This is a genomic window from Butyrivibrio sp. (assembly GCF_017940685.1).
In the GTDB taxonomy this organism is placed as follows: Bacteria; Bacillota; Clostridia; order Lachnospirales; family Lachnospiraceae; genus Butyrivibrio.
On the sequence record NZ_JAGAYD010000023.1, the window covers coordinates 1 to 21,991 of the forward strand.

General features: G+C 44.6%; 17 protein-coding genes. 15 read left to right on the forward strand and 2 right to left on the reverse strand.

The window, feature by feature from the left end:
- The 6 genes from J6I68_RS01625 to J6I68_RS01650 form a co-directional block, all read left to right on the forward strand.
- On the forward strand, positions 1–477 hold a 477-nt coding region (locus J6I68_RS01625), incomplete at its 5' end, for a mechanosensitive ion channel domain-containing protein (RefSeq protein WP_292216693.1).
- 36 nt (positions 478–513) lie between these two features.
- Positions 514–1,839, forward strand: coding sequence for an ATP-binding cassette domain-containing protein (locus J6I68_RS01630; RefSeq protein ID WP_292216695.1), 1,326 nt, complete (start codon positions 514–516; stop codon positions 1,837–1,839).
- 6 nt (positions 1,840–1,845) lie between these two features.
- On the forward strand, positions 1,846–2,790 hold the full coding sequence (locus J6I68_RS01635) for an ABC transporter permease (protein ID WP_292216697.1): 945 nt from the start codon (positions 1,846–1,848) through the stop codon (positions 2,788–2,790).
- Between the two features lie 12 nt (positions 2,791–2,802).
- Positions 2,803–4,920: a SpoIIE family protein phosphatase gene (locus tag J6I68_RS01640; RefSeq protein ID WP_292216700.1), complete on the forward strand. Its 2,118-nt coding sequence runs from the start codon at positions 2,803–2,805 to the stop codon at positions 4,918–4,920.
- Between the two features lie 24 nt (positions 4,921–4,944).
- Positions 4,945–6,684 (forward strand): bifunctional diguanylate cyclase/phosphodiesterase, encoded by a 1,740-nt coding sequence (locus J6I68_RS01645; protein ID WP_292216703.1) that lies wholly within the window; start codon positions 4,945–4,947, stop codon positions 6,682–6,684.
- Positions 6,685–6,737: 53 nt separating this feature from the next.
- On the forward strand, positions 6,738–9,812 hold the full coding sequence (locus J6I68_RS01650) for a response regulator (protein ID WP_292216704.1): 3,075 nt from the start codon (positions 6,738–6,740) through the stop codon (positions 9,810–9,812).
- Between the two features lie 19 nt (positions 9,813–9,831).
- On the opposite strand, the gene J6I68_RS01655 is transcribed toward J6I68_RS01650, so the two are convergent.
- Entirely contained in the window at positions 9,832–10,386 is a 555-nt protein-coding gene (locus tag J6I68_RS01655; RefSeq protein ID WP_292216706.1) for a GNAT family N-acetyltransferase, read from the reverse strand.
- Positions 10,387–10,537: 151 nt separating this feature from the next.
- Here J6I68_RS01655 and J6I68_RS01660 point away from each other — a divergent pair, with 151 nt between their 5' ends.
- From J6I68_RS01660 to J6I68_RS01685, 6 genes are all read left to right on the forward strand, one after another.
- Entirely contained in the window at positions 10,538–11,911 is a 1,374-nt protein-coding gene (locus J6I68_RS01660) for a TrpB-like pyridoxal phosphate-dependent enzyme (RefSeq protein WP_292216708.1), read from the forward strand.
- A 9-nt stretch (positions 11,912–11,920) separates the two neighbouring features.
- The gene (locus J6I68_RS01665; protein WP_292216710.1) at positions 11,921–12,367 is read left to right on the forward strand and encodes a PH domain-containing protein; all 447 of its coding nucleotides are present in this window, start codon (positions 11,921–11,923) and stop codon (positions 12,365–12,367) included.
- A gap of 235 nt (positions 12,368–12,602) precedes the next feature.
- Positions 12,603–14,546: a hypothetical protein gene (locus tag J6I68_RS01670; protein WP_292216713.1), complete on the forward strand. Its 1,944-nt coding sequence runs from the start codon at positions 12,603–12,605 to the stop codon at positions 14,544–14,546.
- A 100-nt stretch (positions 14,547–14,646) separates the two neighbouring features.
- The gene (locus J6I68_RS01675) at positions 14,647–15,918 is read left to right on the forward strand and encodes a GTP-binding protein (RefSeq protein ID WP_292216716.1); all 1,272 of its coding nucleotides are present in this window, start codon (positions 14,647–14,649) and stop codon (positions 15,916–15,918) included.
- Positions 15,915–16,877, forward strand: coding sequence for a TIGR03943 family putative permease subunit (locus tag J6I68_RS01680; RefSeq protein WP_292216719.1), 963 nt, complete (start codon positions 15,915–15,917; stop codon positions 16,875–16,877). Before J6I68_RS01675 ends, J6I68_RS01680 begins: the two co-directional genes overlap by 4 nt.
- Positions 16,878–16,879: 2 nt before the next feature.
- Positions 16,880–17,791 (forward strand): putative ABC transporter permease, encoded by a 912-nt coding sequence (locus J6I68_RS01685; RefSeq protein WP_292216721.1) that lies wholly within the window; start codon positions 16,880–16,882, stop codon positions 17,789–17,791.
- Between the two features lie 48 nt (positions 17,792–17,839).
- On the opposite strand, the gene rpsT is transcribed toward J6I68_RS01685, so the two are convergent.
- A complete protein-coding gene (gene rpsT / locus J6I68_RS01690; RefSeq protein ID WP_292216723.1) occupies positions 17,840–18,103 on the reverse strand; it encodes a 30S ribosomal protein S20 in 264 nt (87 codons plus the stop codon).
- A 182-nt stretch (positions 18,104–18,285) separates the two neighbouring features.
- Between rpsT and lepA the strand changes: the two genes are divergently transcribed.
- The 3 genes from lepA to yfbR all read left to right on the forward strand — a co-directional run bounded on the left by lepA (position 18,286) and on the right by yfbR (position 21,991).
- Entirely contained in the window at positions 18,286–20,094 is a 1,809-nt protein-coding gene (gene lepA / locus J6I68_RS01695) for a translation elongation factor 4 (RefSeq protein ID WP_292216727.1), read from the forward strand.
- A gap of 32 nt (positions 20,095–20,126) precedes the next feature.
- Positions 20,127–21,305: a radical SAM family heme chaperone HemW gene (gene hemW / locus J6I68_RS01700; RefSeq protein WP_292216729.1), complete on the forward strand. Its 1,179-nt coding sequence runs from the start codon at positions 20,127–20,129 to the stop codon at positions 21,303–21,305.
- A gap of 92 nt (positions 21,306–21,397) precedes the next feature.
- A complete protein-coding gene (gene yfbR / locus J6I68_RS01705) occupies positions 21,398–21,991 on the forward strand; it encodes a 5'-deoxynucleotidase (protein ID WP_292203120.1) in 594 nt (197 codons plus the stop codon).

Here is a 21,991-nt window from a genome sequence, read left to right on the forward strand (position 1 = left end):
AGGATAATGCTGGATGATGGCACAGTTGGGATTGTTGAAAAGCTCACGCTTCGTCATGTGGTCCTTAGGCTCATTGACACCACAAGGGTCATCATTCCAAACAGCAAGGCCAACAGTGCAACGATCATAAATTACAGCTATGCTGAGAATGTCCCAAGATCCTTCGATGTCAGGTTCCCAATAAGCTATGACAGTGATCTTGACAAGGCCAAGGAGGTCATAAGAAAGACGATCTGCGAATGCCCCCTTACCTTAAACAGAGATAAATACACTATCACAGATCCAAACAGCAAATCCGTCTACTTCCTTGAAATACAGGAGAGTGCGCTGCTGCTTGGAGCAACAGTTTACTACCCTCATGAACTTAGGACAGAGGTTGTAAAAGATGAAGTAAATTCCGCCGTTTTCAAAGCCCTTAAGGAAAACAAAATTGAGATACCATATAACTACGTAAATGTTGTGATGAATGAGAAGTGACCAAAGTAGCAAAACACCGGTCAGAAGGAGCTGCCAATGCAAGTTAGCGTTGATATTCCCGATTTGATCTTCAGAATACTCATATATCTTCTTGTATCCTTAGGATACATGGGGATATTCAAAAAGTGCGGAGTTAAGAGAATATGGGCATTTGTACCCCTTGCCAAGGAATACCACATAAGCCTTTGTGCAGACAGGGAAAAGGACGGCCGCGCATACACCATAATCTGCGCTTTGAGCTACGTCCTTGTGGCTATAGAATTCTTATTTAAAGATAACACCACGGTGCTGATGCTGATGACTATTCCGCTGGTAGGTCTTTTTATTGCTGACATAATCTACGGGCTTAAGATCTATCAGGGCCTGATCAGGGTGTTTGACAGAAACAAGAGGTGGATATGGGCATTCTTTTTCTTTGAGAGCCTCACCATTGTGATCTGGGGATTTTCAAAGAAATTTCAGCCTACCAGGCAGGTTGAAAATCTAAAGGGTGTAACCGGGGCAAAAGAGCTTGGTGAGGATATTAAGGGCAGTGATGACACTTTGACTGTGAACATCAAAAAGAGGACAGCAATAGATTTCTTTAAAAAGAAAACTCTTTTAAAAGACATTCACATGTCAATTCCAAAGGGACACCTGGTGCTGCTTCTTGGAGGCTCAGGAGCTGGTAAGACCACCTACCTTAATGCGGTAACCGGCTATGAGAAGGCTGATGCCAGCATCCTTCTTGGAAAAGGAGATGTATACAACGACTACGAGAGGATGAAGTACGACATTGGCTTTGTGCCTCAGCAGGATCTTATGAGGGGAAATGACACTGTGGAGATGACTCTTATAGATGCAGCGCTGATGCGTCTTCCAGTTGAGATGTCCACTATGGAAAGAGAAAACCGCATAGCTTACGTTCTTGACCTCTTTGGACTTACTTCTGTTAAGAACAGTCTGGTGGACAAGCTTTCAGGAGGTCAGAGAAAAAGACTTTCCATCGCCATGGAACTTATAACAGATCCGGATCTCTTTATCCTGGACGAGCCGGATTCAGGCCTTGACGGCGTTGTGGCAAGGAAGCTCTTTGAGAAGCTTCGTGAAATAGCTGATGAGGGCAAGATTGTAATAGTTATTACCCATACTCCTGACAGGGTAATTGACCTGTTTGATGACGTCATAGTTCTTGCCAAGGATGCCACACGGACGGGAAGACTTGCATACTACGGCCCTGTGAAGGAGGCATATGACTTCTTTGGAAAAGAGTCTATGGAGGAAATACTTCTTTCCATCAACCAGAAGGATGAAGGCGGCGAGGGAAGAGCAGATGAGTTCGTAGAAAAATATGCCGACAGGATTAAGGAAAGAGTGGGGTGACGGGTTATGGAAGAATATCAGTACAAGCACAGAGGAAGAGTGGCACAGACCTTCATATACCTGGGCAAACTCTTTAGAATGTTCCTGTTCCAGAATGACTGGAAGGTGCTGCCTATGTCTGCTGTAATTGCTGCACTTGTGGCATTTGCGGTGGGGGCAAACCTCTTTAAGACCATGGAAGGTACAATGATGGGTACCTTTGCGCTCTCCTGTATTTGTATATGGAACGGTTTTTTCAACTCTATCCAGATGATCTGCAGGGAAAGAGCTATCGTAAAAAGAGAGCACAGAGCGGGCCTTCATATTACTTCCTACGTTGCTGCCCACATGATCTACCAGATGGTTCTGTGCGTGCTTCAGGTGGTGATAACTCTTGGAGTTTTGAAGATCATGAGTATCAAGATGCCGGAAAGGAGCATGTTTACTCCCTGGCCAGAAGCAGATCTTGGAATATCTCTTTTCCTTATAACCTATTGCGCTGACATGCTGGCGCTACTTGTATCTGCCTTTGCAAGGACCACCACGACAGCCATGACTATAATGCCGTTTCTTTTGATAGTACAGCTCCTGTTTTCAGGGGGATTTTTTAACCTCCCGGCAGAAGCAAAGCCCCTTACCTACCTGACTGCTACCAAGTGGGGACTTACAGCCATGTGCGCTCAGGGAGACTACAACTCCCAACCCATGGTTACTGTCTGGAACAGTGCCCTTAAGATGAAGGATGTAGAGGTGGAGGGGGAAAAGCCTCTTTTGACAATGTTCCAGTATATCGAAGAAAACGACATGAGAGATGATCTTCTCATGGAGACTGCAAAACAAAATCAAAATCCTGAGTACAATTTTGACCCAAATATTGTGCTAAAATGCTGGGGATGGCTTATAATATGGACAGTGGTTTATGTTATTTTAGCAGTAGTGCTGCTTGAATTCATAGATAAAGACAAGAGATAAGGGAGTTTTGGTATGAAGAAAAAGATAATGAGGATGATGCTTTTAGTGTCTTCTTTGTTACTAATTCTATTTGGAGCAATAACCTGGTATGTGTTTGGCAGAGTACATCACATTGTGGCTGAGAGCTCAGAGAGGTCGAGTCAGGACGTTGAAAAATACTCTGACATAGCCATGAGGGATCAGATCACAGGGCGCCTTAGTGCAACCACCCTGGGATGTGCATACAGTCTTAACAAGATGCTGGATGATTTTTCCGGAACCATACAGATCATCGCAGATTCAGCAACTGACATCTACACTAATCCCGATGTATACGGAAGGACATATGTTAAACCTCTTGAAAAGTCTGATATAGGCAAGGACATGGGACAGTTTGTCTATGCTGAGGATGTGGACCCGGATGATCCTGCTGTGCAGGATGAGCTTGCCATGATAGGAAATCTCAAGGGCAATCTTCTTTCCATGTACAATCGTTATCCTGAGCTTGGTGCTTCCTACATAGGAACCGAGTCGGGAATAATGCTCCTTGCTGGCCCTGTACTTGATGACAGATGGGATGAGAACGGCGATTACGTTTACCTTGATCCAAGGCTTCGTCCCTGGTATTACATGGCCAAGGAGTCCAAGAAGCTTACCTTTTCTGAGATAACTCCCGACTACGACACAGGAAGACTTGCCATCATGTGCGGCGCTCCTATTTTCAGGGGAAAAGAGTTTGTGGGAGTTGCAGGAGCTGGTCTCTACCTTGAAGGAATTGAGTCCATGATGATGAATGCCATATTCAGCGATGAGGGTAACACCTGTATCATCGATGGAAAGGGCAATATCATTTTCTCATCCAACGAAGAAGGAGAATTAAAAGCCAGTACAGTTCTTGGTGGCAAGGAAAACAGTGACAAGGCGTTGTCCATGCTGACTCAGAGAGCAATTGAAGGTCAGAGCGGTCTTGAGCTTATAAATATCGATGGAGAGAGCAGCTACGTGGCATTTTCGCCAATAGAGTCTGTGGGCTGGTCACTTATTTCCATCATTCCTGAAAAGACAGTTCTTGCACCAAAAGAGAATCTTCTTACTTTCATCAAGCAGAGCCACCAGAGTGAGGCTGACGATGTTGACAAGGTTACAAGATCAGCGCTTATGGTGATGCTTTTTTTGATCCTTGCCCTGGCAGCTCTTAGCGTATTTATTTCAAATAAGCTCAGTAAGCGCCTGGTTATGCCTATTGCGCTCCTTACTGACAAGGTTCGCAACATGGACGGAGATCAGCTGAACTTTGCCTGGTATGAAAATACTGACGATGAGGTTGAGACCCTGGCTCATTCCTTTGGGTCCATGACAGAAAGGCTCAAGGAATATATCGATGATATTCAGACTGTTACAGCGGAAAAAGAGAGGATCCACACGGAACTGTCTCTGGCAACCAGGATACAGGCAGGTATCATGCCCCATGATTTCCCTGCTTTCCCTGATAAAAAGGAATTTGATCTCTATGCTCTTATGGAGCCTGCAAGGGAAGTGGGCGGCGATTTCTACGACTATTTCCTTATAGATGACGATCACCTTGGAATGGTAATGGCAGATGTTTCAGGTAAAGGTATTCCGGCAGCTCTTTTCATGATGGTTGCAAAGACTATCCTTCAAAGCTGTGCAATGCTTGGCAAGTCTGCAGCGGAGACACTTGATAAGACCAATGAGGCCCTTACCACCAACAATCAGACAGGAATGTTTGTCACTGTGTGGTTTGGAATCCTGGAGATATCTTCCGGTAAACTGACATGTGCCAATGCAGGTCACGAATATCCTGCTATCAAAAGAGCTGACGGCTCATTTGAGCTTTATAAAGACAAGCACGGCTTTGTTATTGGCGGAATGGAAGGAACCAGGTACCAGGAATATACGATACAGCTTGACCACGGCGATATGGTATTTTTGTACACCGACGGAGTGCCTGAGGCAACCAATTCAGATGTCGTTATGTATGGCACTGACAGGATGCTGGCGGCCCTTAACAGAGAGAAAGACTCCACGCTAAAAGAGCTTCTTGATAATGTTTGCTACGATATAACAGATTTCATAATGGATGCAGAGCAGTTCGATGACCTTACAATGATGTGCCTTAAGTACAATTGATTCACAAAAAAGGGGGATGTACGTATGGACAAAAAGTTTTTCGACGCTGGAATTAGTGGCATAATACCAACAGGACTTCCTGGCGGCTTTTTCATCTACGACGCGGGAGGGTCTGAAAGCGTGTACTATGCTGGCCCCAATGTCCTTGAGCTCTACGGCTGCGAGAACATGGGCGAATTCATCATGCTCACAGGGGGCACCTTTAAAGGAATGGTACATCCTGAGGATTACAACAGGATACAGAACCAGATCCAGGCCCAGACTATTTTCGGGGAGAAAAAACACGACTATGTCCGTTATCGTATCATCACCAAGGAAGGTGCTGTAAGGTATGTGGAAGACTTTGGACATCTCCTTCACAGGGAAGATGGCAAAGCTTATTACTATGTCTATATCGTTGATGTAGATCAGAACGAGTTTTATAACAAGAACCGCAATTCCTTTGCGGAAGCAGAGATTCTTTCTGCCAATCAGGAAACAGACGACCTTACAGGTCTTCTTAACATGTCCTTTTTCTACCAAAAGGCTCAGATGTTTTTAGGGTCTTATGAGAGCTGGAGAGAGGACATTTCTTTTATCCATTTTGATGTTCCAAACTTCAAGCTCTTTAATGAGAGAAACGGCTTTAAACTTGGAGATGAGCTTCTTTGCGATCTTGCAAAGGCTATCAGGGAAAACTTTAATATTGGCGGCATCTGCGCAAGATTTTCTGATGACCATTTTGTTGTGTGCACAACAGGTGACCATGAGAGCGTCATCCAGAAGGTTGAGAATGTTTATAAGGCAATGCTCCTTACTGAAGATGTAAATAAAAAAGTCAGGATAAAAGCAGGAATCTATTACCTTGATGATAGAAGAGCTGAGATAGGTCTTGCCTGTGACCATGCAAGACTTGCCTGCAATTCCATCAAGAACAGGCATGATATCAACTACTGTATTTACGACGAGATGCTTCGTGAGAACCTTCGCAAGCAGCAGTACGTCATCGACCACATTGATGAGGCAATAGAAAATGAGTATATCAAGGTCTACTACCAGCCTGTTGTGAGAGTTGCCACAGGAGAGATCTGCGGGTATGAAGCCCTTGTAAGATGGATCGATCCCAAGATGGGAATGCTGTCCCCTGGAGATTTTATCGACACCCTGGAGCAGTTCCACCTTATCCATCTGGTTGACAGGTATGTGGTTAAGAAAGTTTGCCAGGACTACAAAGAAATGAAGGAACAGGGAAAAGAGATCGTGGCAGTCTCCGTCAACATCTCAAGACTTGACTTTGAACTTTGCGATATCTTTGGATTCATTGAGACTACAAGGGAAGAATACGGAATTCCAAGACATATGCTGGATCTTGAAATAACAGAGAGCTCCCTCAATGAGAACGAGAACTTTATAAGGTCTGAGTGCGACAAGATGAGGGAGATGGGCTATCACGTATGGATAGACGACTTTGGATCAGGCTATTCATCCCTCAACACCATAGCCAACTACAACTTTGATGTCCTTAAGCTGGACATGGTATTCCTTAGAAGCTTCGACAACAACCCAAAGACCGGTAAGATCATGAAGTACATCATAAAGGGAGCCAAGGCCATGGGCGTATCACCCCTTTGCGAAGGCGTTGAAACAGAAGGCCACTTTGAGTTCCTCAAAGAGATTGGTTGTGAAAAAGCGCAAGGGTACTACTTCGGAAAGCCCATGCCAATGGAGGAATCCAGAATTTACACTAAGGGCAAGGGCCTTGTCTGGGAGAAGCAGGAAGCATAAAACAAGACACGGGGACGGTTGCAATCAAGACTCAAATAAACCGGAGGCGGTATATGAAGGGTGTAAATACTAAAAAGATCATGTCTCTTGCTATCATTGGAAGCATCATAGTGGTTGCAATTATGATTATCGGAACGATTTGGACTGGACGAAGTGCAAGTTCAGGCGCCAGGAAGGCAGTTCGAAACGTAAGTCTTTTATATCTTGAGGAGTTGGCTGGCAGAAGAGAACAGGTTGTGGCGTCAACTTTAAATGACTATATCAGTGACCTTGATGTGGCCATAGGACTTATGACTCCGGAGGACCTCTCAAGCACAGCAAATCTCCAGGCATATCAGCTTAGGATGAAACAGCTCTATGACCTTGAAAAATTTGCTTTTGTTGATGAAACAGGACTTATTTATACCTCCAGGGGGACCAGAACAGATATAGATCAGTATCATTTCGACTATCAGACTCTTTCCGGACCTGAAATCTCATTGAAGAATGCGGATGGTGACAACGCAAAGGTCGTAATTGCAGTTCCCACGGATCGTCTTCCTTATGAGGGGCATTACCTTGTTGTCTGCTTTATGGAGATAGACATGGAGCACATGCTCGCCAATCTTTCTTTTGAGTCAGGCTCCAACAATACCACCTTCTGTAATATCTATACTCCCGACGGATACTCGGTTGCCAATATGGTACTGGGGGGACTTGCCAGTGAGGATAACCTTTTATCTGCTTTTGAAACAGCTGACTTTGAAGATGGCAGAACTTCCGATGACGTAAGGGAAGACTTTAAAAACGGACATACCGGTGTAGTTTCTTTTACCTATAACGGTGTACAGGAGACCTTGTACTATGTTCCCGTGCACAGGACAAACTGGATGCTGACATACCTTATCAGAGAGAGCGTTATCAGTCAGCAGATCGATGAGATATCAGAGGGCATCATAAAGAGGAGCCTTGTTCTTGCACTTTTGACCACCTGCGTCCTGGTAGGTGTATTTTCCGTGATGCTGGTTCAGACCAGAAAAGCTACCAAGCTCGCCATGGAAAAAGAGACCTCGGAGGTTATGCAGCAGGAACTTGAGGAGAGGATCGCTCTTCAGGATGAACTTCTTGAGCAGGAAAAGCAGAGGGCAAGGCTTGACAGGATGATCACAGCGCTTGCTTCCGACTATAGGAGCGTGTACTACGTAAATCTCGACAAGGACAGTGCCACCTGCTTTAGCAATGATGATGCTCATGACAATATCCGCAAGGATGATGTTTTTGTCTTCTCTGAGGGCTTTACCGAGTATGCCAATAAATTCGTATCCGAGGACTACAGAGAGCAGTTCCTTGAGTTTATTAAGCCTGAGAATATCCGTAAAGGCTTAAAGGAAAGCCCTCTTATCGCCTTCAGATATCTGGTCAAAAAGGATGGAGTCGAGAGCTATGAAATGCTCAGAATGGCTGATGCCAGAACCGGCTCTGCGAAAAATCATGACTCAATAAATGCGATAGGTGTAGGATTTTCTGATATAGACGAGGAGATGAGGGACTCTCTTGCCAAGAATCAGGCTCTTTCAGATGCCCTCAAGACTGCTGAAGAGGCATCAAGAGCAAAGACTGTATTCTTATCAAGCATGAGCCATGAGATAAGAACGCCTATGAATGCCATCATAGGCCTTGATTCCCTTGCCCTCAATGAGCCGGATATTTCCGATACAACCAAGGATTATCTTGAAAAGATAGGAAGCAGCGCACAGCATCTTCTTAGTCTTATAAACGATATTCTTGATATGTCCAGGATCGAGTCGGGACGTATGTCGCTTAAGAATGAGGAGTTTGCATTCTCCAAACTCATTGAGCAGATAAATGTAATATTCAGCGGACAGTGCCAGGAAAAAGGCCTTGAGTATAACTGCCACATTAACGGACACTTAAATGACTATTACATCGGTGACAACACCAAGCTCAGACAGGTTCTTATCAATATTCTCGGAAACGCCGTGAAGTTTACCCCTGAGGGCGGAAGCGTTGAGTTTACCGTGGAAAAGACAGGTGGATTTGATGACAGGTCCACGATCCAGTTCAAGATAAAAGATACCGGAATAGGTATGAGCAAGGAATATCTGCCCAAAATATTCGATGCATTTACTCAGGAAAATGCAGGAACTACCAACAAATACGGCAGTTCCGGCCTTGGAATGGCCATCACCAAGAGAATTGTCGAGATGATGAACGGCGAGATAAGCGTCGAGAGTGAAAAGAATGTTGGAACAACCTTCACTGTAAACGTCACATTAAGGGATTCTGAAAGGGTGCTGGCAGATGATAACGATGATCTCGAGGTTCATCCCGAGGACATGAAGGTTCTTGTCATAGATGATGACCCTCTTGCCTGCGATCAGGCGAAGCTTGTCATGAATCAGGCCGGAATTCATTCAGAGGCTGTCACGTCTGGAAACGAAGCCATCGAGATGGTGAAACTCTCTCAGGCAAGACAGGAACCCTACAACCTTATAATTGTCGACTGGCAGATGCCTGAGATGGACGGCGTTGAGACAACCAAAAACATCCGCTCGTTAATAGGTGCGGATACAGCTGTGATCATTCTTACAGCCTATAACTGGGATGATATATACGAAGAAGCCAAGGACGCCGGTGTGGACAGCTTTATTGCAAAGCCTCTGTTTACCGAGAATCTCATAAACGAGTTTAAGAACGTACTTAAAAAGAAAAAGATAGCTGCGGAAAGTCTCAGGAAAGCTGAGCTTGAAGGAAGGCGCGTGATCCTGGCTGAGGATATTGAGGTCAATGCCCAGATCATGATGAAGGTTCTTTCCATGAGAAAGATTGAGGCAGATCATGCAGTCAACGGAAAAGAGGCTGTTGAACTCTACAAGAACAAGCCAGAGGGCTACTACGATGCAATCCTCATGGATATGAGAATGCCTGAGATGGACGGCCTTACAGCCACCAGAAACATCAGAGCTCTGGGAAGGGAGGACTCTGCTTCTATACCTATTATTGCCCTGACAGCCAATGCCTTTGATGAGGATGTTCAGCAGAGCCTTCAGGCAGGACTCAATGCACATCTGAGTAAACCTGTTGAGCCGGCAGTTTTGTTTGAGACCCTGGAGAAACTTATCAAATGAGCGGAAGTTTGATCTTGTTTTATTTAGGGACTGCAGGGTTTTTAGTGTGGTCTCCGATGAATTTTTCCATCCAGACCATGTTGTACCAGCGGCCGAATTTGTAGCCGCACTTGGTGAATTTGCCGTTTAGCTTGTAGCCCATTTTTTCGTGGAATTTGACGCTTCCGAAGGTTAGGTATTCGTCTTCGGCATCGGGATAGGCGATACAGGAGTAGAGATTTAGGTAGCCAAGGTCTTTGAGCTGGCGCTCGAGCTCAGAATAGAGCATAGGGCCAAGGCCCTTGCCGCGGGCGTCTTTCTTTAGGTAGATGGTCATCTCAACGCACCACTGGTAGGCGATCCTTGGATGAAAGGAGCTTGCGTAGGCGTAGCCAAGAATCTCTTTTCCCTGTTCTATAACAAGGTAAGGGAACTTCTCCTGAATGCCACGGATCCTGTCCTTAAACTCTGAAAGAGAGGGTGTGTCATACTCGTAGGTAATGGCGGTATTTTGTACGTAATAGTCATAGATGTTAAGAAGGGCAGCTGCGTCGTCTAATGTGGCTGTCCTTATTTTTATATCTTCCGCAACCATTTTTATGCTCCTTAGCTTATCTTAGAATTTAGAAATAATGATAATACAACATTTATACGTCATCAAGGTAAATTGCGTCCGAGGTTTCATTGCTTTAAAGTGCTGATTGCGATATGATACTCCTAACAGTTTTTTTAGAGGGAGAGAAAAGATGTCTAATAATATACCATACAAGATCTATCTTGAAGAATCAGAGATGCCCAAGGCGTGGTACAACGTCAGAGGCGATATGAAAAAGAAACCGGCTCCAATTTTAAATCCGGCAACACTTAAGCCGGTTACACTTGATGACCTTTCAGGAATCTTCTGCAGAGAGCTGGCAGAGCAGGAGCTTGATGATACTTCAAGATTCATTGATATTCCTGAGGAGATCAGAAATTTTTACAGGATGTATCGTCCATCACCACTTGTAAGAGCATATTGTCTTGAGGAGAAGCTTCAGACTCCAGCCCACATCTACTACAAGTTTGAGGGCAATAACACATCAGGCAGCCACAAGCTCAATTCAGCTATTGCACAGGCTTACTACGCTAAGAAGCAGGGACTTAAGGGTGTTACCACAGAGACTGGCGCAGGCCAGTGGGGAACAGCTCTTTCCATGGCTTGTTCATACTTTGATCTGGACTGCCAGGTATACATGGTCAAGGTTTCATATGAGCAGAAGCCCTTCAGACGCGAGGTTATGAGAACCTACGGCGCCAAGGTAACTCCTTCTCCATCCATGGAGACAGAGGTCGGACGCAGGATCAACGCTGAGTTCCCAGGAACAACAGGTTCACTTGGATGCGCGATCTCTGAGGCTGTAGAGGCAGCAACTTCCCAGGAAGGCTACCGCTACGTCCTTGGATCAGTTCTTTCTCAGGTACTTCTTCATCAGTCAGTTATTGGTCTTGAGACCAAGGCTGCTCTTGATAAATACGGCATCAAGGCCGACATGATCATTGGCTGTGCAGGAGGCGGATCAAACCTTGGAGGTCTCATTTCTCCATTTGCAGGCGAGATCCTTCGCGGAGAGAATCAGTATGAGATCATTGCTGTTGAGCCTGCTTCATGTCCATCACTTACAAGAGGTAAGTACGCATACGACTTCTGCGACACTGGTAAGGTTTGTCCTCTTCAGAAAATGTACACTCTTGGCAGCGGCTTTATTCCTTCTGCAAACCACGCCGGCGGACTTCGCTATCACGGCATGAGCGGTGTTGTTTCAGAGCTTTACGACCAGGGAATCATGACTGCAAGATCAGTTGAGCAGACCAGCGTATTTGAGGCTGCTGAGATGTTTGCAAGAGTTGAGGGAATCCTTCCAGCTCCTGAGAGTAGCCATGCTATCAGGGTTGCCATCGATGAGGCCCTTAAGTGCAAGGAGACAGGCGAGGAAAAGAATATCGTCTTCGGCCTTACAGGAACCGGATATTTTGATATGGTTGCTTACCAGAAGTACAACGACGGCGAGATGAGCGACTATGTTCCTACAGACGCAGAACTTCAGAAATCATTTGATTCTCTTCCAAAGGTCGAGGGATAAGGAGGCAGCATGTCAAAAGTAGCTAACCCGGAGCAGTACGCTCAGTCCAAGGAAGCTAAGGGAGATTTAAGGTACCAGGAGCGCGGAAGATGGCTATTATTTGGACTTCCATGGACTTTCACAAAGTATGAGATCCGTGACAACGACTTTACTATAATCAAAGGTTTTTTCACAGTCAGAGAAAATGACTGCTACATGTACAAGATAAGCGACGTGGAGATCACAAGGAGCTTCATGCAAAGACTTGCTGGTCTTTCCACCATAGTTCTTTACACTTCTGATGTAACAGACAAGACCATTGTCATGAAGAACATCAAGCACGGAAAAGAGATAAAGGACTTCCTTTTACAGGCTTCTGAAGCCGCAAGACTCCGTCGCCGCACTGTAAGCATGCAGAACATTGGCTTTGGCGCATCTGATATTCACGACGTGGATGATATGGATGAACTTGGATAGGATAGGCAGATTACCTAAGAGGTACCCAATAGTGGTACCTCTTTTTTCATGATCAAAAAAATGTATTGCATTTTTTAAAACTATATGTATAATAACTTCTTGTCGGAATTCTTCTGACTACTATCACGGGATTTCTCCCGATGATTTCCAACTATTTTTTATGTGTGTGGCGGCTAAAGCGCTGGTCTGTTTTGCTGCGCTTTTTTACCGCGGGTATTACAAGAAAGGAAACAAAATGAATCTAAAAGAAAAGTGGACAAAACAGAACAACTCAGTAAAAATGCTGCTGAGAAAGCTAAAAAGACATGACACAGTAGTTGTGGCAGTCGCGGTGGTTATCGCGGTGATCCTTTGCGGAGGACTTATTTACCTTAGCACTCCAGTGGTTGCAGCCAGTGCCAAGGACGAACTTGTGGAGGCGCAGACAAAAGACAACGAGCAGACAATTGAAAAGCTCGATGAGCTTTCAGAGTACTTAAATGGCCTTGATAAGTCCATCACCGAGAGCAAGGACAGCATGACGAGCTTCTATGCAAAGGACGGCGAAAAGAATACTGAAAAGATGACAAACACCGTAACTGAGAAGGTGGGGAATCTTGGAAATGATCTTGCCGGCCTTCATGACACCATAATCCGCACAGGGACTGATATTGACAAACTAAGGGAGATAATTGAAAAGGGCGGAGAAGATTCAGATAAGTCCATAACTGAAAAGTTTACCAATATCTACAACAATCTTGAGGAAATCGAAAATACCTATAACAAGACTCATGAGAACACCAAGTCTCTTATTGAGGAGCTGGAAAACGCCTTAAAGAGCGGAGATGACAAACTGTCAAAAGAACTCCTTGACAGATATAAAGAGCTTCTTGATGAGCTTACAAAGTCCAATGAGAAGCTTACAGAACAAAACAGTGAGAGCCTTAAGGAGTTTAAAGAGCAGATCGGTAATTTAAATACAGAAGTAACCAAGAAGCTCACAGAGATTTCTACTGATATCAACACCAACATCGACAATCAGTTTAACTCTATGAATATCTCTTTTGAAAGCGACATGACAGGGCTTAAGGCCTACCTTTCAGGAGAACTTTCAAATGTTAATGACAAGGTTGATCAGGTTTTTCAGCGAGTGAGTAAGGGAAAAAAGCTTCTCGCGTCCACCTTACTCACTAAGAACGTTCAGATTCGTGAGGACGCCACGTTTGCGGAGATCGCAAAGGCAATAGAAGACATCCCAATGGAAGTAGTTCTTGGACAGGATCAGGTTTCTGGTGAAGTCATCTATCAGTACCATTACCACGTGGACGGACAGGGTAATGTGTGTGATGAGGAATACGTGCCAATTGACAGACAGGGCGGATGCTACACCCATGAGTACGTCCACACTCACACAGATGACTGCTATAACAAGACCATAACCTACACCTACGGAACAGCCAAGGACGTAGAAGCTACAGGCTGGAGCCATGCTGACTGGGGCGGCAATAATAATTACTATTATTACTGTCATTACTGTGGAAAGAGATTCGTCAACGATAACCCGGAACATTCTGAGTCAACTACAGACAGGAATGTTGCGCAGAATAGGGCTCAGAACATGCCAAGGGAGACAGTGACAAAGACACTTAAGTGCACAAAACCAGAAGGAACACTTCTTGGCTACGAGACCACCTGTAACCTCCTTCACGGACAGATCGTTGCAGCCCAGATTGTCTTTTCCGATGGATATGACAGGTACAATACTTCAACGGATGTCCTGGCTCCTTCAGATACGAATGTTACAACCTCTCTCATGAGAGCTCCGGCTGCTGGTAGTAGCATTTCCACATCTGCTTTCTGGGATGATGACTTTAACTGGGATTTTGAGGAAGAGGATGATGATAATAATTCTCTGGAAAAAGAGAAATCGGAAAAGCCAGATATTTCATCCGCTGGGGCAGCTGGTAGCAATGAGGCAGATAATAAGCAGAGTAATAACAATAATGAAGATGGAGATAACAATAATGACAACAAAGAAAATGGCAATGATGTCAACGATGCTGGTGATAGTACGGACAATGCTGGCACTGACAGCAGTGATCATGACCCTTCTGATGAACACAGTGATGGTGGGGTGATACCTCCTGAAGGCAGCAGTACTGGGGCACTTACTGAAGAAACGTCTGAGGAAGAGAACTGATACCATAACATTCCCCTTCCTTGACATTCCGAATGGGTCTGCATAGAATAGATGTGTTGTAGTGGTTATAGCACAGAAGTGTGTGCAGATTGGAGTAAATATGACAAAAATAGATATTATTTCCGGATTCTTAGGAGCTGGAAAAACTACACTTATAAAGAAGCTTTTAAAAGAGGCTCTTGCTGGAACAAAGGTTGTTCTTATTGAGAATGAGTTTGGCGAGATCGGTATCGACGGAGGTTTCCTTAAGGAATCAGGCATCAATATCACAGAGATGAACTCAGGATGTATCTGCTGTTCACTGGTTGGAGATTTTGAGACTTCACTTAAGCAGGTTATGGACCAGTACGCACCAGAGAGGATCCTCATTGAGCCATCAGGTGTTGGCAAGCTTTCAGATGTTATGAGAGCTATCCAGAACATCGCTGACACAGATGACAACATGGAGCTTAACAGCGCTGTTACTGTTGTTGATGCAACCAAGGCCAAGGTTTATATCAAGAACTTTGGAGAGTTCTTCATCAACCAGATCGAAAACGCCGGAACCATTATCCTTACAAGATGCGACAAGGCTGACGAGAAGAAGATCGAGACAGCAGTTGAGCTCATCAGAGAGCACAACAAGAAGGCAACTATCATAACAACACCTCTTGACCAGATCACAGGAAAAGAGATCCTTGATACCTTTGAAGGCAACAACACCCTTGAGGCTGAGCTTCTGAAGCTCGTTATGGAGCAGGAGGAGCACCATCATCATCACCATGATCATGGCAGCAAGAGAGTTGAAAAAGAGGATGGCTCTGTAGTATACATCTCAGGCGGTGAAGACGATGATCATGAGTGCTGCTGTCACCACGATCATGACCATGATGACGACCATGATCACGAGTGCTGCCATCACCATGATCACGATCATGATGAGCATGACCATGATCATGATGAGCACGAGCATCATCACCACGACCACGATCATGATGAGCACGAGCACCATCACGACCATGATCACGATGAGCACGAGCATCATCACCACGATCACGACGAGCATGAGCACCATCATCACGACCACGACGAGCATGAGCATCACCACGACGCAGCAGATATCTTCATCAGCTGGGGAATGGAGACTCCTCTTAAGTACACCAAGGAAGAGATTGAAGAGATGCTTGGTAAGCTTGAGGACGAGGAGACCTATGGTATCGTTCTTCGTACAAAGGGCGTTGTTCCAGCAACAGATGGCTCATGGATTGAGTTTGATTATGTACCAGGCGAAGCTGACGTAAGAAGCGGAGCAGCAGATGTAACTGGTAAGTTCTGCGTTATCGGCGCCGAGCTCAAGGAAGAAAACTTAGAGAAGCTGTTTAGAAGGTTATGATAAGGAGAGAAAAATTGAAACCAGTCTATATCATCAATGGTTTTTTAGATGCAGGTAAAACTGACTTTTTCAGATATACTATTGCTCAGCCATATTTCCGCACAAAGGGTAAGACACTTCTTATCGTGTGTGAAGAGGGCGAGAATGACTATGAAGAGAAGCTTTTAAAGAGCACAAATACAGTAGTTGAATACATTGAGGAGGAAGAGGACTTTAATCCAGATGCCCTTGTAGCCCTTGATGCCAAGCATAATCCGGAGCGTATCCTCGTTGAGTACAACGGAATGTGGAACTTCAAAAACATGAGGCTCCCTGTTATGTGGAACCTTGAGCAGCAGATCACAGTTATCGACTGCTCAAGCTTTGAGCTGTACTTTAGCAATATGAAATCTCTTTTGGCAGAACAGATAAGAAACTCAGATCTTATCCTGTTCAACAGATGTGACGGTCTTACTGAGAACCTTCCTTCCTACAAGAGGAATGTTAAGGCCATCAACCAGAAGGCGGATATCATCTTTGAGGATCAGAACGGAGAGGTTGATGTAACTCTTGATGAGGATCTTCCATTTGACCTTAATGATGATCCTATTGAGCTTAACAACTACGGATATGGAATGTTTTATCTTGATGCTCTTGACCACGTTGAAAGATATGAAGGTAAAAACGTAAAATTCAAGGGAATGGTGCTTATTCCACCAGAGTTCCCTGAGGGCAGATTTGTTCCTGGCAGAATGGCTATGACCTGCTGTGCCCAGGATATGCAGTTTTTGGGATTTGCCTGTGAGTATGACAAGGTGGATGAACTCAAGGAAAAAGAGTGGGTTGAAGTTACCGCCAAGGTTGTAAAACAGTACGTTGCTGAGTACCAGGGCGAAGGACCAGTGCTAGTGGCCACAGAAGTTAAAAAGACCACTGAGCCAGCAAACCCAGTAATTGATTTTTCTAATCCGGAGCAGTAATTATGTTTAATTATCAGCCCAGTCAGTGGCTATTTCTATTTTTCTTTTATAGCTTTTTTGGCTGGTGCTTTGAATCAGCCTATGTTTCAATAATGGAAAAACATCTGGTAAATAGAGGGTTCATGCGTGGACCCTTTTTGCCGTTGTATGGATCAGGGGGCATCATGATGCTGGTTGTAAGTAAGCCTTACTACGACAACCTGGTCCTTGTGTTTATTGCAGGATGTATTGGCGCCACAGCCCTTGAGTATATTGTGGGTGTTACCATGGAGGCTCTGTTCAAGGTCAGGTACTGGGATTACTCCCACAAGAAGTTTAACTTCCAGGGCCACGTATCTCTGGAGTCTTCCATAGCATGGGGCGTCTGTACTGTGATATTTACCCACTACCTGCAGCTTCCCATTGAGAAGATAATCCTGTCGATACCTTATAACTTCCTTACGGTATTTACCGCTATACTGACATTCCTTGTAAGCTGCGACTTTATGCTGGCCTTCAAGACAGCCCTTGATCTTAAAGATGTCCTTAGCTACATGGACAGAGCCAAGACAGAGATGTCCAAGATGCAAAAGCGACTTGATGTCATAATTGCCTTTAAGGGAGAGGATGTAAAAGAAGCAGTGGCCAACCGTGTGGATGTCATCAGTGATTCTCTTGAGAAGTCCTTCAAGGCCATAAAAGAAAAGATGGCCCTTGATCCGGCTGCATATGTTGGAAATGTAAGAGAAGAAGTAACAGAACTCTATGCCAAGTACAGAGTTGTGATGTCAAAGTTTACTCCTGCGCCGGTCAGGAACTTTTTTGAATGGTACAGAGAAAGAACTATCGCAGGAAATCCGACCATGTCCTCAGTAACATCAAAAGAGAGTATGGAAGAACTTAAAGAAAAAACCAAAAAAAGACTGTGGAGGTGAGAATCCACAGTCTTTATTATTATCTAAATATTTAAACCGAAATGAAACTTAAGCCATCTTGTTTACAGCAAGTGCAAGACGAGAGATCTTTCTTGAAGCAGTGTTCTTCTTGAATACACCCTTTGACTCAGCCTTGTCGATAGCAGATGTAGCAGAAAGGAGTGCCTTAGCAGCCTCTTCCTTGTTGCCAGCCTCAACAGCTGCTCTAACCTTCTTGATCTCTGTCTTAACTGCAGACTTGATCATCTGATTCTGAGCTGCCTTCTTCTCGTTAACTAAAATTCTCTTCTTGGCGGATTTAATATTAGCCATAATTACCTCCGATAAAATTCAATAAAATAAGTGTTTATAATAATGTTCGTGTGCGCATTAAGCCGGACACGGACAGTTAATGCCACATACGCTAGATATTTTAGATTAAAATCTAGAAACTGTCAATAGATTTTGATATAATACACGGAAGTACGAATAAGCAAAATTACGAGGAATACAAAGTGGATCAGAGTAGAATTAGAAATTTCTGCATAGTTGCCCATATCGATCACGGCAAATCAACTCTTGCAGACAGAATGATTGAAAAGACTGGAGTTCTCACCCTTAGAGAGATGCAGAACCAGGTCCTTGATAATATGGATATTGAAAGAGAGCGTGGTATTACCATCAAGTCTCAGGCAGTGCGCATGATATATAAGGCAAAGGACGGACAGGAATACACCTTCAATATGATAGACACCCCTGGACATGTAGACTTTGGATATGAGGTATCAAGAAGCCTTGCAGCCTGCGACGGAGCTATCCTTGTGGTGGATGCCACACAGGGTGTTGAGGCCCAGACACTGGCTAACGTATATATGGCCCTTGATCATGACCTTGACGTTTTCCCGGTCATCAACAAGATCGATCTTCCAAGCGCAATGCCTCAGGAAGCCAAGGATGAGATCGAGGATGTCATTGGAATAGAAGCTCAGGATGCACCCCTTATTTCAGCCAAGAACGGAATTGGCATAGAGGATGTCCTTGAGGCAGTTGTTCACAAGATTCCCGCTCCTACAGGTGACATAGCTTCGCCCCTTAAGGCTCTTATCTTTGACAGTATCTACGACTCCTACAGAGGAGTTATCGTATTTGTAAGGGTCAGAGATGGCGTCATCAGAAAGGGCATGAAGATTAAGTTCATGGCCACAGGTGCTGACGCAGAGGTGGTTGAGGTTGGATATTTTGCTCCCGGAAGCTTTATCCCAAGCGATGAGCTCTCCGCAGGAGATGTTGGATACTTTACCGCTTCCATCAAGAACATCCAGGATACAAGAGTGGGTGATACAGTAACTGATGCTGACAAGCCTTGTGCTGAGCCACTTCCTGGTTATAAAAAAGTTATGCCAATGGTTTACTGCGGACTTTACCCTGCAGATTCTGCCCATTATTCAGATCTTAGAGACGCCCTTGAAAAGCTCCAGCTCAATGACGCATCTTTATTCTACGAGCCGGAGACCTCACAGGCTCTTGGCTTTGGATTCAGAGCAGGCTTCCTTGGACTCCTTCACCTTGAGGTTGTCCAGGAGAGACTTGAAAGAGAGTATGACCTTAACCTTGTGACCACAGCACCTTCTGTTGTCTACAAGGTACACAAGACGGATGGAGAGGTCTTTGACCTTACAAACCCTACAAACCTTCCTGATCCATCAGAGATAGATTACATGGAAGAGCCTATAGTAAACGGCGAGATCATGGTTACCACAGACTACGTGGGAGCCATCATGCAGCTGTGCCAGGAGAGAAGAGGCAAGTACTTAAGTACTGACTACATCGAGCAGACAAGGGCTATTCTTAAATATGAGCTTCCTCTGAACGAGATCATCTATGATTTCTTTGATGCACTCAAGTCCAGATCAAGGGGGTATGCATCCTTTGACTATGAGCTTAAGGGCTACGAAAAATCAGACCTTGTTAAGCTTGATATCCTCATCAACAGAGAAGAGGTTGATGCTCTTTCCTTCATCGTTCACAAGGACGGGGCTTATGAGAGAGGCCGCAAGATGTGCGAGAAGCTAAAAGAGGAGATCCCGAGGCATCTGTTTGAGATCCCGATCCAGGCTTGTGTTGGAGGCAAGGTCATCGCCAGAGAAACAGTTAAGGCCTACCGCAAGGACGTCCTTGCCAAGTGCTACGGCGGCGATATAACCCGTAAAAAGAAGCTTCTTGAAAAGCAAAAAGAAGGTAAAAAGAAAATGCGACAGATCGGAAATGTTGAGGTTCCACAGTCAGCATTCCTTAGCGTTCTTAAGCTTGACAACACAGACTGATATTTTTGTTTTATGGAATTTTAAAATACGTTATGAGCAGAGATATTTCAATTTATGTTCATATACCATTTTGCGAAAGGAAGTGCTTATATTGCGACTTCCTTTCTTTTGGTGCGGGTAAACAGCAGATAGACAGCTACTTTGAGGCTCTGGGAAAAGAGATAAAGGCAGCAGCTGCAGAGTATAAGGACAGAGTAGTAAAGACCATTTTCTTCGGGGGCGGAACTCCCTCTTTTCCGGAAGGAAAAAAGATATGTGATACCTTAAGGGCCATAAAGGCAGAATTTGAGATTAGCCCGCAGTGCGAGATCAGCATAGAGGTAAATCCAGCATCAGCCATATATGATAAGCTTGTTTCTTTTAAAGAAGCTGGCTTTAACAGGCTCAGTATCGGAGCTCAATCCCTTAATGATGACGAGCTAAAAAAACTTGGGCGGCTCCACGACAGCAGGACATTTGTTGAAACCTTTGAAAATGCCAGGAGGGCGGGATTTGGAAACATAAACATTGATGTTATGAGCGCGCTTCCTGATCAGAGCCTTTCTTCTTACATGGAGACCCTGAGGAAAGTGGTGGAATTAGCCCCTGAGCATATTTCTGCCTACAGCCTTATTATTGAGGATGGTACACCTTTTTATGACATGGACTTAAAGCTTCCAGACGAGGATACTGACAGGGCCATGTACCACGAGACAAAGCGCTACCTTAAGGAGCACGGCTATCACAGATATGAGATATCCAATTATGCTCAGCCTGGAAAAGAATGCGCTCACAATAAGGTTTACTGGCAGCGGGGTAATTACCTGGGCCTTGGCCTTGGGGCAGCCTCCATGGTTGACAATGTAAGGTGGAGTAACACCAGAGAGTTTCGTAGATATGTTGAGTTTTATTTGAATAATGGAACTAAAGACAATATGGCAGTCAAGGAAAACTTTGAAGAATTAAGCCTTAAAAGCCAGATGGAAGAGTTTATGTTTTTGGGGCTAAGGCTTGTGCGGGGAGTAGATGTAGAGGAGTTTAGACAGCTCTTTTCAAAGGACATATTTGAAGTCTATGGAGAGGTGATAGATAAATACATAAAGTCAGGCCATCTTGAACTTGTTACGGATTATGATGAGCATCAGATAGGCTCTCAGGAAGGAGCCCATCTTCGCTTCACTGACGCTGGTCTTGATGTCAGCAACACGATAATGGCTGATTTTTTGCTGTGAAAGATAACATTAGCAAGAGTATCAATATAAATATGATAGAATAAACATAGTCGCGCCTATACGGTTAACAGACAAATACAAGGGGGGATACCATGAACTACAATTTTTTTGCGCTTATTTCCAGAATGAAATATATCGAGCGCTGGGCTCTTATGAGGAATACAAGACAGGAGAATCTGTGCGAGCACTCAATGGAAGTGGCTATTATTGCCCATGCTCTTTGCACCATAGGCAATGTGCGCTATGGCAAGCACCTTGACGCCAACAAGGCGGCGCTTATCGGCCTTTACCACGATGCATCTGAGATCATCACAGGAGATATGCCAACACCTGTTAAGTACTTTAATAAAGAACTCAAGCATGCATACAAGGAAGTCGAAGCTATAGCTGATTCCAAGCTCCTTGAAAAGCTGCCAGATGACCTTAGGCCATCCTTTGAAGAGATATTTGTTCCTGCAGATTCCGAGGATGAGAGATACATGAGAAAGCTGGTCAAGGCTGCAGACAAACTATCGGCCCTCATTAAATGTATCGGAGAGATGAATGCAGGTAACTCGGAGTTCAGGACTGCAAAAGAGAGCACTGGAAAGGCCATAAGGAGCCTGTATCAGGAACTTCCTGAAGTCCTTGACTTTGTTAATGAATTTTTGTCTTCATATGGCAGCACACTAGATGAGCTTACTTGA

Excerpts from the sequence above, each read along its gene's own strand:
- J6I68_RS01630 (WP_292216695.1), top strand. The coding sequence starts at position 514 with ATGCAAGTTAGCGTTGATATTCCCGATTTGATCTTCAGAATACTCATA.
- J6I68_RS01635 (WP_292216697.1), top strand. The coding sequence starts at position 1,846 with ATGGAAGAATATCAGTACAAGCACAGAGGAAGAGTGGCACAGACCTTC.
- J6I68_RS01640 (WP_292216700.1), top strand. The coding sequence starts at position 2,803 with ATGAAGAAAAAGATAATGAGGATGATGCTTTTAGTGTCTTCTTTGTTA.
- J6I68_RS01645 (WP_292216703.1), top strand. The coding sequence starts at position 4,945 with ATGGACAAAAAGTTTTTCGACGCTGGAATTAGTGGCATAATACCAACA.
- J6I68_RS01650 (WP_292216704.1), top strand. The coding sequence starts at position 6,738 with ATGAAGGGTGTAAATACTAAAAAGATCATGTCTCTTGCTATCATTGGA.
- J6I68_RS01655 (WP_292216706.1), bottom strand. The coding sequence starts at position 10,386 with ATGGTTGCGGAAGATATAAAAATAAGGACAGCCACATTAGACGACGCA.
- J6I68_RS01660 (WP_292216708.1), top strand. The coding sequence starts at position 10,538 with ATGTCTAATAATATACCATACAAGATCTATCTTGAAGAATCAGAGATG.
- J6I68_RS01665 (WP_292216710.1), top strand. The coding sequence starts at position 11,921 with ATGTCAAAAGTAGCTAACCCGGAGCAGTACGCTCAGTCCAAGGAAGCT.
- J6I68_RS01670 (WP_292216713.1), top strand. The coding sequence starts at position 12,603 with ATGAATCTAAAAGAAAAGTGGACAAAACAGAACAACTCAGTAAAAATG.
- J6I68_RS01675 (WP_292216716.1), top strand. The coding sequence starts at position 14,647 with ATGACAAAAATAGATATTATTTCCGGATTCTTAGGAGCTGGAAAAACT.
- J6I68_RS01680 (WP_292216719.1), top strand. The coding sequence starts at position 15,915 with ATGATAAGGAGAGAAAAATTGAAACCAGTCTATATCATCAATGGTTTT.
- J6I68_RS01685 (WP_292216721.1), top strand. The coding sequence starts at position 16,880 with ATGTTTAATTATCAGCCCAGTCAGTGGCTATTTCTATTTTTCTTTTAT.
- rpsT (WP_292216723.1), bottom strand. The coding sequence starts at position 18,103 with ATGGCTAATATTAAATCCGCCAAGAAGAGAATTTTAGTTAACGAGAAG.
- hemW (WP_292216729.1), top strand. The coding sequence starts at position 20,127 with ATGAGCAGAGATATTTCAATTTATGTTCATATACCATTTTGCGAAAGG.
- yfbR (WP_292203120.1), top strand. The coding sequence starts at position 21,398 with ATGAACTACAATTTTTTTGCGCTTATTTCCAGAATGAAATATATCGAG.